We start from the raw sequence: 13,128 nt of genomic DNA, 5'->3' as shown, positions 1-13,128 counted from the left end.
TAGGAAGCCGCCCCGCCCCCGGTCAGCCTCCCGGCATGAAAAAGGCCAGGGGCGGCAACTGCTGCCATTTACCGGTAAATCCACGCAAAAATGCCGACCAAAGTCGGCATTTTGAATTCAGTTAAAGACAAATCGATTAACTTCGGTCTTTTCACCTTCAATTGCCACTAAAAACAGCCTACCCCCCGGTCACCGGCGGAAAAAATGCCACTTCATCGCCCGGCGCAATCGGCGCATCGGGCGGGCACATGGTTTGGTTCAGCGCCAGCCGCACCGGCTGGTCTTCGGCCAGCGCCAGCGCGGCCTGGGCACTGCGCCCGGCCAGCTCCTGGCGCAAAGCCGCCACGGTGGGGGCCGTGGTGGCCCAGGTTTCTTCCCCCGTGCCCATGGCCTCGCGGATCGAGGCAAAGTAGCGCACCGTAATCGTCTTGGTCATGTGAGCAGCTCCGAAAAAGGCAAAAAGCGCACGCGCTCACCGCGTGCAATCAAGGTCTGCGCCGGGTTGTCCACCAAGCCCTCGGCCCAGACGGTGGAGGTCAGCACCCCCGAGTTCTGGTTGGCAAACAGCTCCAACTGCCCGGCTGCATTGCGCCGCACGCGCAAAAACTCACGGCGGCTATCGCGCTGGGTAATTTCAAAATCCGCCATCAGCCAATGCGCTGGCGGCTGCACCACGCTGGCCCCTTGCAAGGCCAGCACAAAGGGGCGCAGCAGCACCAGCGCCGTGATCAGGCTGGACACCGGGTTGCCCGGCAGGCCGATAAAGTGCGCCCGCCCGGCCGCTGGATCGCCCCCGCTGCGGCGCACGTGGCCAAAGGCAAAGGGCTTGCCCGGCTTCATGGCAATCTTCCACAGCGACAGCGCCCCCAGCTGCTCGACCACCGGGCGCACATGGTCTTCTTCGCCCACCGACACCCCGGCGCTGGTCACCAGCAGGTCGCAATCCTGCGCCGCCTGGGCCAGGGCGGCGTGGGTGGCCGCCCGGTCGTCGGGCAGGATGCCACCATCCACCACCTCGCAGCCCCAGCGCTGCAGCAAGCTGGCCAGCACATAGCGGTTGCTGTTAAAGATATGCCCCGGCGGCAAATCCTGCGGGGCGATGCTGCCAGGCAGCGCCAGCTCATCGCCCGTAGAAAACAGCGCCACCCGCGGCCGGCGGGCCACGGGCAGTTGCGCCAGCCCCAGGCTGGCCGCCAGCCCCAGCGCTGCCGGGGTCAGGCGCAGCCCGGCCTGCAGCGCGGTGCTGCCCAGGGCAATGTCTTGCCCGGCGCGGCGCACAAACTGGCCCGGTTGCGGCACCGCGTCAAAGCGCACCCGGCCATCGTCCAGCACCGTGCAGTCTTCCTGCATAACGATGGCATCGGCCCCCAGCGGCAGCGGGGCCCCGGTAAAAATCCGCGCCACGGTGCCCACCTGCAGCGCCGCGCCCACCTGCCCGGCGGGAATGCGCTGGCTCACCGGCAGCACCGTGCCGGCCTGCGCCACCTCGGCGCTGCGCACGGCGTAGCCATCCATGGCCGAGTTGTCCAGCGGCGGCACCTGCAAGGGCGCAATGCAGTCGGCCGCCAGCACCCGGCCATCGGCCTGCAGCAAATCGACAAAGGCCCCACCAGGGAGTGGCTGCGCCTGGGCCAGCACAGCGGCCAAAGCGTCTTCTAAGGGAGTAAGGGGTGCGCGAGACATGGCAGATCAAGGAGTTTTCGGAGGCACATACTGTAGCCGCTCCCCTTGCGCCAGCATCCAGGCAACGATGGCCTCAGGGGCATTTAAGTCCAACAGCGCAACCTGCGCGGGCAAGGGCTGGGGCAGCTGCTGCGGCGCATCGGTGGCCAGCGCCAGCACGCTGGGATCGCTCAAGCACTGCAAAGGGCGCACCGGCTGGCCCGGCGCAGGCGCACGCCACAGCTCGATTTTGGGCAAATTGCCCTGCTTAAAGCCCTCCACCAGCGCCCAATCCATGCGCGGGTCGAGCTGGGCCAGCATGGCGTGGACATCCAGCTCCTGCGGCGCGTCAAACTCTTGCACCAGCGCCATGCGCCGGTCGCACACCAGCAGCACCTGGCTGGCCCCGGCCTGGCGGTGGCGCCAGCTGTCCTTGCCCGGCTGGTCGATGTCCACATCGTGGTGGGCGTGCTTGACGGTGGCCACCCGCAGCCCCCGCTGGCGCAGCAAGGCGATGATTTTTTCCAGCAAGGTCGTCTTGCCCGTGCCCGAATACGCGGCGAAACCCAGGGCGTGCATGGGCCCTCCTTTCACTGTTTTTAATAGCAAACGGCGCTTGATATACAAGCGCTGTTGGTAGTTTTTGATGTAAAAACCGATCAATCGCAGTGCTGGGCGATATAGGTTTTCACCAGCGCCACATCGGCAGGCAGCACCTGCACGCGCTTGGGCAGGGCTTCGATGCCGTTGAACTGCGCCGGGCGCTCGGGCTGGCGGCCCAGGGCCTCTTCGATGGTGGCGGCAAATTTGATGGGCAGGGCCGTCTCCAGCACCACCATCGGCTCTGTGCCCAGGTGCTCGCGGGCCACCTTGATGCCATCGGCGGTGTGGGTATCGACCATCTGGCCCAGGCGCTGGTAGCTGTCGCGGATGGTGGCCAGGCGGTCGGCATGGGTGCTTTTGCCGCTAACAAAGCCAAATTTGCCCTGGATATCGGCAAACACCGGGTCGGCGCTCAGGTCAAAACGCCCCTCGCGGCCTACGCCTTGGGTAAACAAGGCCTGGGTGCGCACCCCATCGCGGCCGACCAGGTCGAAGATAAAGCGCTCAAAATTGCTCGCCTTGCTGATGTCCATCGACGGGCTGGAGGTCTCAAACGTCGCTGCGGCGCCGCGCACCTGGTACACGCCGGTGCGAAAGAACTCGTCCAGCACATCGTTCTCGTTCGTGGCCACCACCAGTTTGGCAATCGGCAGGCCCATTTGCCGCGCCACATGGCCGGCACAGACGTTGCCAAAGTTGCCGCTGGGCACGGTGAAGCTGACTTGTTCCGTATCGCTTTGGGTCACCTGAAAATAACCGGCAAAGTAGTACACCACCTGCGCCAGCAGCCGCGCCCAGTTGATGGAATTGACGGTGCCGATCTTGTACTGCGCCTTAAAGGCATGGTCGTTGCTGACGGCCTTGACGATGTCTTGGCAGTCGTCAAACACGCCCTCGATGGCCAGGTTGTGGATGTTCTCATCCTGCAGACTGAACATCTGCGCCTGCTGGAAGGGGCTCATGCGCCCGTTGGGGCTGGTCATGAACACGCGCACGCCTTTTTTACCGCGCATGGCGTATTCGGCCGCGCTGCCGGTGTCGCCGCTGGTTGCGCCCAGAATGTTGAGCGCTTCACCCCGGCGGGCCAGTTCGTATTCAAACAGGTTGCCCAGCAGCTGCATGGCCATGTCTTTAAAGGCCAGCGTGGGGCCGTTGGACAGCGCCTGAATGTGCAGCGGGCCTTCCAGCGGGCGCACCGGGGTGATGGCGGCACTGCCAAAGACGGCTTCGGTATAGGTTTTGGCGCACAGCGCGCGCAAATCGTCGGCCGGAATGTCGTCGATGTAGAGCGACAAAATCTCAAACGCCAGGGCCGCGTAGCCCTGTTCGGCATACATCTGCCGCAACTGCCCCAGGCGCTCGGTGCTGATTTGCGGGTAGCTTTCGGGCAGGTACAGGCCGCCATCGGGGGCCAGCCCTTCGAGCAAGATGTCGCAAAAGCGTTTGCGCTCGGCGTGGCCACGGGTGGAGAGGTAGCGCATCAGTTCAACTCCTCTTTGCGAATGCGGGTGATGGGGGCCAGCACCGAAGGCAGGGCCTGGATACGCGCCAGGGCCGCGTCCATGTCGCCCTCGCGCGTATCGTGGGTGAGGATGATCAGGTCGGTCTGCGCAATGCCTTCGCCACCGATTTCATCGGCTTCGCGCTGCAGCACCGCATCGATGCTGATGTTGGCACCGGCAATCAGGCTGGTAATTTGGGCCAGCACGCCAGCCTCGTCGGCCACGCGAATGCGCAGGTAGTAGCTGGTGACCACCTCGGCCATGGGCAGCACCGGCAAGGCCCCGGCCGCCGCCGCCAGGGTGTGGCTCTGGAAGGCCAGCGGCGGCACCCGGTGGGCCGGATCGGCATCAATCAGGCGGACGATATCGACCAAATCAGCAATCACGGCGCTGGCGGTGGGCTCGCTGCCTGCGCCCTTGCCGTAGTACAGCGTGGCACCCACGGCATCGCCCTGTACCAGCACGGCGTTCATCGCGCCTTCAACGTTGGCGATCAGGCGTTTGGCCGGAATCAGGCTGGGGTGAACGCGCAGCTCCACCCCTTTGTCAGTGCGCTTGGTGATGCCCAAGAGCTTGATGCGGTAGCCCAGCTGCTCGGCGTATTTGATGTCGGCAGCGGCCAGCTGGGTGATGCCTTCAACGTAGGCCTTGTCAAATTGCACCGGAATGCCAAACGCCATGGCGCTCAGGATGGTGGCCTTGTGCGCGGCATCCACACCTTCGATGTCAAAGGTGGGATCGGCCTCGGCGTAGCCCAGGCGCTGGGCTTCTTTGAGCACCACGTCAAAGTCCAAGCCCTTGTCGCGCATTTCCGACAGGATGAAGTTGGTCGTGCCGTTGATGATGCCCGCCACCCACTGGATCTGGTTGGCAGAGAGGCCCTCGCGCAGCGCCTTGATGATGGGAATGCCCCCGGCCACGGCCGCTTCAAAGGCCACAACCACGCCCTTGTCATGCGCCGCCTGGAAAATTTCCGTGCCATGCACCGCCAGCAGCGCCTTGTTGGCGGTGACCACATGCTTGCCGGCGGCAATCGCCTCCAGCACCAGCGCCTTGGCGATGCCGTAGCCGCCAATCAGCTCCACCACCACATCGATATCGGGGTTGGCAATCACGGCGCGGGCATCGTTCACCACCTGAATCTGCTCGCCCACAATGGCGCGGGCGCGCTCCACGTCCAGATCGGCCACCATGGCAATTTCAATGCCCCGCCCGGCGCGGCGGGCAATCTCTTGCTGGTTGCGTTGCAAAACGGCAAACGTGCCACTACCGACGGTGCCAATGCCTAAAAGGCCAACTTGAATGGGTTTCATGGTGTGTTTAAAAATAAAGAACTATTTAAAAATAAGAGCTGCAAGCGCTTGTTATTGATTAACTTCAAGGCGTTTAATGCATTAATCCCTTGATTAACCAGCGCTACCAGCTATCGTTTTAGAACGTGTTCATGATCTCGAATGAAGGTGTGGGGGATGCGGATCGGGATGGGTTGCGAGGCGCAAACCACAGCAACAGCTTGGCTATTGCGAGGATTTGCAACGACGCAGACCGCCCGAAGCCGCGCCCGCACACCCATGAGGAGATCGTGAACACGTTCTTAGGCCTCGGCCTTGGTTTTTTTTGCCGGTTTGGCCAGCAGCTTGTCGGTGCCCATGCGCAGGCGGTACCTGGCCAGAAAATCGGCCAGGCGGTTGATCGCCTCGCGCAGATCGGCCTCGTGCGGCAAAAAGACAATGCGAAAGTGGTCCGGGTGCGGCCAGTTAAAGCCCGTGCCCTGCACCAGCATCACCTTGGTTTCTTGCAGCACTTCCAGGAAAAACTCCTGGTCGTCCTTAATCGGGTAAATCTCGGGGTCCAGGCGCGGAAACATGTACAGCGCCCCCTGTGGCTTGACGCACGACACGCCAGGAATCGCATTGATCAGCTCATAGGCCAAATCGCGCTGCTGGCGCAGGCGGCCGCCTTCGCAAATCAGGTCGTTGATGCTTTGGTAACCACCCAGCGCCGTCTGCACCGCCCACTGCCCTGGCACGTTGGCGCACAGGCGCATGTTCGAGAGCATGTTCAAGCCCTCGATGTAATCCTTGGCCAGTTTTTTATCACCCGAGACCACCATCCAGCCAGCCCGGTAGCCGCAGGAGCGGTAGGCTTTGGAGAGCGAATTGAACGTCAGCGTCAGCACATCGGCCGACAGGCTGGCCAGCGGCGTGTGTACCGCGCCGTCGTAGAGCACTTTGTCGTACACCTCGTCGGCAAAAATCACCAGCCCGTGCTCGCGGGCAATTTCGACAATGCCTTGCAGCAGCTCGCGGCTGTACAAAGCGCCGGTGGGGTTGTTGGGGTTGATCACCACAATCCCCTTGGTGCGCGGCGTGACCTTGCTGCGGATGTCGGCCAGATTGGGCATCCAGCCATTGGCCTCATCGCACACATAGTGCACCGGTGTGCCGCCCGAGAGGCTGGTCGCCGCCGTCCACAGCGGATAGTCGGGCGCAGGCAGCAGCAGCTCATCGCCGTTGTCCAGCAGCGCGTTGGTGGCCATGCTGATCAATTCAGAAGCACCATTGCCCAGGTAAATATCATCCAGCGTCACGCCCTTGATGCCCTGCTTTTGGGTTTCGTGCATGACGGCCTTGCGGGCGGCAAAAATGCCCTTGCTGTCCGAATACCCCGCCGAGTTGGGCAGGTTGCGGATCATGTCCTGCTGCACCTCCTCCGGGGCATCAAAGCCAAACACAGCCAAGTTACCGATATTGAGCTTGATGATCTTTTGCCCATCGTCTTCCATCTTCTTGGCCGCATCCATGATGGGGCCCCGAATGTCGTAGCAGACGTTGGCCAGTTTGGCGGATTTGGTCACAGTCCTCATAGCACTTCACCTTTAGCAGCCCCACTGCGCCCAGTGCATCGCGGGGAAACGCATAATTTGACCACAAGAAAGCACCGCCCCCAGCGTGCCCGCCCACGCCAAACGGGGGGCGCACCTTCGCCAAATTGCCAAAAAATCACCAAGGAATGCCCCATGAAATTCAAAGCCGAACGCGCCGATGACCTGCAACTGATCACCGGCTACGGCCCCGGCTGGCTCGAAGTGAACAAAACCCGGCACACCACCAGCCTGCTCATTGGCAGCAGCGGCCTGCTGCAAGCCTGGGATTGCGCCCGCTTCAGTGATCTCAATGCCAGCGCCTTGCAAGCGCTGGCCCACCAATGCCCAGGGGTGGAAGTGCTCCTGCTGGGCAGCGGCCCGCGCCTGCAGTTTTGCCACCCCAGCTGGCTGCAGCCTTTCATGCAACAACGCATCGGCGTAGAAACCATGGACACCCCAGCGGCCCTGCGCACTTACAACGTTTTGGCCATGGAAGGCCGGAAAGTGTTGGCAGCACTGGTTTTAGGGTAGTATCGGAACGCCCCTAGTCAAAACCTACGCTTGAAGGTACAATTACAGGTTGCGGTCGAGGGGCAATGATCGTTTTAATCAGCGTGATGAACGTAATAAATGGCAAAAAAATAAAAACAATACTGTTTTTGCCAAGCCCCTCGGTTTTTTAAGAACTACACCTGAGAGATAGGCGCATGGCGATTGTTGTTAATAAACCCCTTCCCGAATTTGAAGCAAACGCAACCGGGGGCGTGAAGGTGACCAATACCTCCCACAATGGTCAAACCTTTATTCTGTACTTCTACCCCAAGGACAACACTCCGGGCTGCACCACCGAGGCCATGCAGTTTCGCGACAAATTCAAGGAATTTGAAAAAGCCGGGGCCATTATTTTCGGTGTGTCTCGCGACAACATGAAATCGCACGATGAATTCAAAGAAAAGCTGGAACTGCCCTTTGAACTCATCGCCGATACCGAAGAAAAAATGTGTCATATGTTTGGCGTAGTGAAAAACAAAATCATGTACGGCAAAAAGGTCAAAGGCATTGAGCGCTCGACCTTTTTGGTCAATGCCGACGGCATCCTGGTGCAAGAGTGGCGCGGCCTGAAAGTGCCTGGCCACGTCGAGGAAGTCTTGAAAGCCGTCAAAGCCCTGAATAAAGCCAGCGCCAAACAAGCGGTTGCCGCATAAACAGGCGTGTAAAACAGGCGCGTTAATCGGCGGGCATCACCCCGGCCTAAGCGCTGCATAATGGGCTCAAGCCCCTTCGCACACCCAACACAGCCGCCGGGCCCTGCCTTGGCGGCTGTATTGTTTTTCAACAGGTGAACACCATGCCCCTGCCTCCCGCCCCGAAAAAACGCGCCGCCCGCCTCAGCCCCGACCAGAGCGAAGCGGCCACGCCTGCTGCCAAAACCCGCGCCACGGCCTCCACTGCAAAAACCAGTGCGGACAAAACCAGCGCCGCCAGCGCGGCCACCACGGCGGCGGCCCAAGGCTTGGCCGAATTGCGCGCCCAGGGCGCTGCAACGCCGACCGTAGCCACAGCCCCTGCAGCGGCCCCAAAGACAGCCGCAACTGCAACCGTGACCGCAGCCGCTCGCCCGACCGCACCCAGCGCCAATCACCAGCGCAGCGCACCCAAAGCAGAAAAAAAAGAAGCTGTCTCCGCTAGTAATAACAAGCAAAATAGCAATAAAACTATCCAAAAACCAAGCAAACGCGGCGCAAAGCGCTGCTTATTTGTTCTGGACACCAACGTTCTGCTGCACGACCCCACCTGCTTGTTTCGCTTTCAAGAGCACGACATCTTCCTGCCCATGGTGGTGCTCGAAGAGCTGGACAGCCACAAGCGCGGTGGCACCGAAGTGGCCCGCAATGGCCGCCAGGTCAGCCGCACCCTGGATGCCTTGGTCGAAGCCCACAAAAACACCGATCTGGCCGCCGGGCTGAAGCTGGATGCCACCGGCACCAAGGGCGTGACGGGCCAACTGTTTTTCCAGACCGTGCCGCTGCACTACACCTTGCCGCTGTCGCTGCCCCAGGGCAAGGCGGACAACCAAATTCTGGGCGTGGTGCAAGCCCTGCGCGAGCAAGAAAGCCAAGGCCGCGAGGTGTTGCTGGTGTCCAAAGACATCAACATGCGCGTCAAAGCCCGTGCCCTGGGGGTGCCCGCCGAGGATTACCACAACGACAAGGTGCTGGACGACAACGACTTGCTCTACACCGGCGCACTGGCCCTGCCTCTGGACTTTTGGCGCAAAGCCAAGGACGTGCAAAGCTGGCAAGAAGGAAATAGCAGCTTTTACAGCCTGCGCGGGCCGATGACCGACCAACTGCTCATCAACCAGTTTGTTTATTTTGAAGCGCCCAGCGAGCCCAGCCTGTACGCCCGCGTGGTTGAGCTGCGCGGTGACACCGCTGTGCTGGAAGTGCTGCGCGACTACGGCAGCGCCAAGCACAACGTCTGGGGGGTGAATGCCCGCAACCGGGAGCAAAATTTTGCGCTCAACCTGCTGATGGACCCCGAGGTGGACTTTGTCACCATGACCGGCCAGGCCGGCACGGGCAAAACGCTGCTGACGCTGGCGGCCGGCTTGGCCCAAGTGCTCGACAGCCGCCGCTACAGCGAAATCATCATGACCCGCGCCACCGTCAGCGTGGGCGAGGACATCGGCTTTCTGCCCGGCACCGAGGAAGAAAAAATGGGCCCCTGGATGGGCGCCTTGGACGACAACCTGGAGTTTTTGGCCAAAGGCAGCGGCGGCAATGGGCACGAGTGGGGGCGCTCAGCAACCACCGACCTGATCCGCAGCCGCATCAAAATCAAGAGCTTGAACTTCATGCGTGGGCGCACTTTTTTAAATAAATTCGTCATCATCGACGAGGCGCAAAACCTCACGCCCAAGCAGATGAAAACGCTAATCACCCGCGCCGGGCCAGGCACCAAAATCGTCTGCATGGGCAACCTGGCGCAGATTGATACGCCCTACCTCACCGAAGGCAGCTCGGGCCTGACCTACGTGGTCGATCGCTTCAAGGGCTGGCAGCACGGCGGCCACATCCAGTTGGCGCGGGGCGAGCGCTCACGCCTGGCCGACTTTGCCAGCGAGGTGCTGTAAGCCATGGCCATCCCTTGGATCACGGCACTGAAGATGGTGCCCTGGGGTGATGTCATTGAAGCGGCCCCCAGTGTCATTAAAACCGCCAAAGGGCTGCTGAAAAAAGCACCGGCCCAAAACGATGCGGCACCCGCGCCCAGCCCCGCCTCATCGGCCGTCACCAGCACGCCGGCCGATGCTGGTGAGCTGGCCTTGCAACACATCATCCAATTGCAAAAGCGCATCGACCAGTTGGAACACGCCCAGCAAGCCAGCGCTGCCGTGATCGAGCAAATGGCCGAGCAACAAGCCCGCATCGTAGAAACCGTGGGCTTGTTGCGCACCGGTGCCACCCGCTTGGCCTGGGCCTGCGCCATTCTTGCAGGCAGTACGCTGGGACTGGGCATTTACAGCTTTTTGCGCTAGATCGTCCAGGGCCAGTGGGCGCTGCAATTTGCAATTCGGCAAAATTAACGGGGTTTTTTCGTCATTTCGACGATTGATACCGCCATAGTGGATATTCTGCCGCCCAGGGTTTCCTCTAGAATGCATGCCGTTATGTTCTCCACGCACCCCATCCTTCTCTCTGTCCAGCAGCCCCTGCTGGGCACTGCGGTGCGTGCCACCATTACAACCACCACGATTACCGGCTGATCCAACCCGGTTCGTCGTGTGCCCGTAGAACCGGCCCGGCGAGCCGGACGAAAACAGACGGCCGTTTTCACACCTGTTTTCACACACGAAAGGGCAATTTATGAGCAAGCAATTGGTAGGCCTGGTTGGCTGGCGCGGCATGGTCGGCTCCGTTTTGATGGAGCGCATGCAGGCCGAGGGTGACTTTGACCTGATTGAACCGGTGTTCTTCTCCACCTCCAACGCCGGTGGCCCAGCCCCGGCCATGGCCACAACGCACACCCAGCTCAAAGATGCCCACGACATTGCCGAGCTGGCCAAATGCGACATCGTCATCACCTGCCAGGGTGGCGACTACACCAACGAAGTGTTCCCCAAAATTCGTGCCGCCGGTTGGAATGGGCACTGGATTGATGCCGCCTCGGCGCTGCGCATGAAGGACGATGCGGTCATCGTCCTCGACCCCGTGAACCAGGATTTGATCGAGCAAAAACTGGCCGCTGGCGGCAAAAACTGGATTGGCGGCAACTGCACCAACTCCATCTTGCTGATGGGCGTGGGCAGCCTGTTCAAGGCCGGGTTGGTCGAATGGGTCAGCTCCATGACCTACCAAGCTGCTTCGGGCGGTGGGGCCAACCACATGCGCGAACTGCTCAAAGGCATGGGCGTTATCCACAACGCCGTGGCCGACAAGCTGGCCACCCCCGCATCGGCTATTTTGGAAATCGACCGCCAGGTGGCGCACACCATTCGCCACGATGTACCGACCGAGTTCTTTGGCGCTCCGCTGGCCGGTGGCCTGATTCCCTGGATTGACTCCCAACTGGACAACGGCCAGTCCAAAGAAGAGTGGAAGGGCCAGGCCGAGGTGAACAAAATTTTGGGCACCCCCACCACCATCCCCGTCGATGGTCTGTGCGTGCGCATCGGCGCCATGCGCTGCCACTCGCTGGCCCTGACGCTGAAGCTGAAAAAAGACCTGCCCCTGGCCGAGATTGAAGCACTCATCCAAGCGGGCAACCCCTGGGTGAAATTCGTCGCCAACGACCGCGCCCTGACCGTGCAAGAGCTCACCCCGGCCAGCATCACCGGCGGCCTGCAAGTGGGCGTGGGCCGCGTGCGCAAGCTGAACATGGGGCCACAGTACCTGTCGGCCTTTGTGATTGGCGACCAACTGCTGTGGGGTGCGGCCGAGCCGCTGCGCCGCATGCTGCGCATCTTGCTCAAGGCATAAAGCACGGGCCAAGTCAGGCAACAAGGAGGGGTTGAGCCCCTCCTTTTTTGTTAATAAAAGAAAACATCTTGTGTTTTAGCTGCAACAATCCCGGCTTTTCTCCTGACTAAGCGGCAAGGGCAGTACGTATTCTTGAGCAAACAGATTGTGCGTCGCCATAATCGCGTTTTATTCATCCCGTCGCTGCAGCGACAGGGGACAGAGCTGCGCGTCTTACACAGCTACCAAAACACTTGCCGCTGCCCAGCGGTTGATGACCGGGATATGAACACAACTATGCACCGCTGGAAATTTTCTGCCCTTGCCTCTGCCCTCAGCCTATGCACTGCATTCATGGCCAGCCCTGCCGCCGCACTCTCGCTGGGTGCCATTCATGTGCAGTCGCATCTGGGCGAACCCCTTCGCGCTGAAATTGATATTACCCAAATCACGGCAGCCGAAGCCGGTTCACTGCAAGCCACGCTGGCCTCGCCCGATGTCTTTCAAGCCCATGGCATGGAATTGAGCCCTACGGCACGCAACGTTCGCGTAGAGCTGATTTCACCGGCCAAAGGCGGTTCAAAAATTCGCCTGACCACCACCTCCCCGGTGAATGATCCGTTTATTGATCTCATTCTTCAGGCCAACTGGAGCGCAGGCAACCTCACCCGGGGCTACACCCTGCTGCTGGATCCGCCCCCGGTGCAAAAACCCCCCGCACCCACCACCGCCGTACAAGCCTCCACACCAGCCCAAACAGGGCAAACCTACCGCTCACAACCGCGCACTGCAGCGCCCAGCGCCTCCAGCACCGCAGCAGCAACGGGGACAACCGATGCCACCAGCAGCGTGACCGTGCGCACGGGGGACACCGCAGGGCGCATTGCCGCCGCCCACGCCATCTCCGGCATCTCGCTGGACCAAATGCTGGTGGCCATGCTGCGCAACAACCCCAGCGCGTTCATCAACGGCAATATCAACCGCATCAAGGCTGGCGCGGTGGTCAGCATTCCTAACGCCGAACAAGCCCAAAGCACCAGCGCCAAAGAAGCGCGGCGAATCATTGCCACACAAAGCAAGGATTTCAACGCCTATCGCCGCAAATTGGCCGAACGCACCACCCAGGCCCAGGTCGGCGAGGCCGAGCGCAGCGCCTCTGGCAAAGTGCAAGCACAGGTGGAAGATGCCACGGCGGCCACCACGCCCACCGACAAGCTCACGCTCTCCAAAGGGGCTGCCGCCTCCAAAGTCGAAGACAAGCTCATGGCGGAAAAACAATCCACCGCCCAAAATGACCGCACCAAAGAGCTTGAACGCAACCTGGCAGAGCTGGAAAAACTCAGCGATGCATCGGCTGCAACCACGGCCGCTGGCAGCGTGGCCGCTTCCGCCGAAACCGCCATGCCCCCCACGCCCGGCGACAACGCCACGGCTGGCGATGCCCCTGCGTCGCCTTTGACGGTGGAGGCCAACGCCCCCGTCCTGCCCACGGACGCAGGCCAGCCCGCCCCTGCAGACCCAGCGCCGGCCAGCA

12 protein-coding genes are annotated in these 13,128 nt (G+C 61.3%); 6 read left to right on the top strand and 6 right to left on the bottom strand.

The window, feature by feature from the left end:
• Positions 1–178: 178 nt before the first annotated feature.
• From moaD to J1777_RS03920, 6 genes are all read right to left on the bottom strand, one after another.
• Entirely contained in the window at positions 179–436 is a 258-nt protein-coding gene (gene moaD / locus J1777_RS03945) for a molybdopterin converting factor subunit 1 (RefSeq protein ID WP_207574542.1), read from the bottom strand.
• The gene (locus tag J1777_RS03940; RefSeq protein WP_207574541.1) at positions 433–1,683 is read right to left on the bottom strand and encodes a molybdopterin molybdotransferase MoeA; all 1,251 of its coding nucleotides are present in this window, start codon (positions 1,681–1,683) and stop codon (positions 433–435) included. The genes moaD and J1777_RS03940 overlap by 4 nt, the downstream gene beginning before the upstream one ends.
• Before the next feature lie 6 nt (positions 1,684–1,689).
• Entirely contained in the window at positions 1,690–2,241 is a 552-nt protein-coding gene (gene mobB, locus J1777_RS03935) for a molybdopterin-guanine dinucleotide biosynthesis protein B (protein WP_207574540.1), read from the bottom strand.
• Positions 2,242–2,321: 80 nt separating this feature from the next.
• Positions 2,322–3,746, bottom strand: coding sequence for a threonine synthase (gene thrC / locus J1777_RS03930; protein WP_207574539.1), 1,425 nt, complete (start codon positions 3,744–3,746; stop codon positions 2,322–2,324).
• Positions 3,746–5,080: a homoserine dehydrogenase gene (locus J1777_RS03925; protein ID WP_207574538.1), complete on the bottom strand. Its 1,335-nt coding sequence runs from the start codon at positions 5,078–5,080 to the stop codon at positions 3,746–3,748. The genes thrC and J1777_RS03925 overlap by 1 nt, the downstream gene beginning before the upstream one ends.
• Before the next feature lie 281 nt (positions 5,081–5,361).
• Positions 5,362–6,633, bottom strand: a complete 1,272-nt coding sequence (locus tag J1777_RS03920; protein WP_207574537.1) for a pyridoxal phosphate-dependent aminotransferase — start codon at positions 6,631–6,633, stop codon at positions 5,362–5,364.
• Positions 6,634–6,786: 153 nt separating this feature from the next.
• On the opposite strand from J1777_RS03920, the gene J1777_RS03915 reads away from it, so the two are divergent.
• From J1777_RS03915 to J1777_RS03890, 6 genes are all read left to right on the top strand, one after another.
• A complete protein-coding gene (locus J1777_RS03915) occupies positions 6,787–7,164 on the top strand; it encodes an Mth938-like domain-containing protein (RefSeq protein WP_207574536.1) in 378 nt (125 codons plus the stop codon).
• A 176-nt stretch (positions 7,165–7,340) separates the two neighbouring features.
• Positions 7,341–7,838 (top strand): peroxiredoxin, encoded by a 498-nt coding sequence (locus J1777_RS03910; protein ID WP_207574535.1) that lies wholly within the window; start codon positions 7,341–7,343, stop codon positions 7,836–7,838.
• Positions 7,839–7,981: 143 nt separating this feature from the next.
• Entirely contained in the window at positions 7,982–9,769 is a 1,788-nt protein-coding gene (locus J1777_RS03905) for a PhoH family protein (protein WP_207574534.1), read from the top strand.
• A gap of 3 nt (positions 9,770–9,772) precedes the next feature.
• The gene (locus J1777_RS03900) at positions 9,773–10,174 is read left to right on the top strand and encodes a hypothetical protein (protein ID WP_207574533.1); all 402 of its coding nucleotides are present in this window, start codon (positions 9,773–9,775) and stop codon (positions 10,172–10,174) included.
• Between the two features lie 328 nt (positions 10,175–10,502).
• The gene (gene asd / locus J1777_RS03895) at positions 10,503–11,615 is read left to right on the top strand and encodes an aspartate-semialdehyde dehydrogenase (protein ID WP_207574532.1); all 1,113 of its coding nucleotides are present in this window, start codon (positions 10,503–10,505) and stop codon (positions 11,613–11,615) included.
• Positions 11,616–11,948: 333 nt separating this feature from the next.
• The coding region (locus tag J1777_RS03890) for a type IV pilus assembly protein FimV (protein ID WP_278253461.1) at positions 11,949–13,128 on the top strand (1,180 nt) is incomplete at its 3' end.

Origin of the sequence: Comamonas denitrificans (assembly GCF_017368815.1) — a bacterium.
GTDB lineage: Bacteria > Pseudomonadota > Gammaproteobacteria > Burkholderiales > Burkholderiaceae_C > Comamonas > Comamonas denitrificans.
This window is presented reverse-complemented; position numbering and strand designations above follow the sequence as displayed.

Coding starts and splice junctions, on each gene's coding strand:
- moaD (WP_207574542.1), bottom strand. CDS start 436: ATGACCAAGACGATTACGGTGCGCTACTTTGCCTCGATCCGCGAGGCC.
- J1777_RS03940 (WP_207574541.1), bottom strand. CDS start 1,683: ATGTCTCGCGCACCCCTTACTCCCTTAGAAGACGCTTTGGCCGCTGTG.
- mobB (WP_207574540.1), bottom strand. CDS start 2,241: ATGCACGCCCTGGGTTTCGCCGCGTATTCGGGCACGGGCAAGACGACC.
- thrC (WP_207574539.1), bottom strand. CDS start 3,746: ATGCGCTACCTCTCCACCCGTGGCCACGCCGAGCGCAAACGCTTTTGC.
- J1777_RS03925 (WP_207574538.1), bottom strand. CDS start 5,080: ATGAAACCCATTCAAGTTGGCCTTTTAGGCATTGGCACCGTCGGTAGT.
- J1777_RS03920 (WP_207574537.1), bottom strand. CDS start 6,633: ATGAGGACTGTGACCAAATCCGCCAAACTGGCCAACGTCTGCTACGAC.
- J1777_RS03915 (WP_207574536.1), top strand. CDS start 6,787: ATGAAATTCAAAGCCGAACGCGCCGATGACCTGCAACTGATCACCGGC.
- J1777_RS03910 (WP_207574535.1), top strand. CDS start 7,341: ATGGCGATTGTTGTTAATAAACCCCTTCCCGAATTTGAAGCAAACGCA.
- J1777_RS03905 (WP_207574534.1), top strand. CDS start 7,982: ATGCCCCTGCCTCCCGCCCCGAAAAAACGCGCCGCCCGCCTCAGCCCC.
- J1777_RS03900 (WP_207574533.1), top strand. CDS start 9,773: ATGGCCATCCCTTGGATCACGGCACTGAAGATGGTGCCCTGGGGTGAT.
- asd (WP_207574532.1), top strand. CDS start 10,503: ATGAGCAAGCAATTGGTAGGCCTGGTTGGCTGGCGCGGCATGGTCGGC.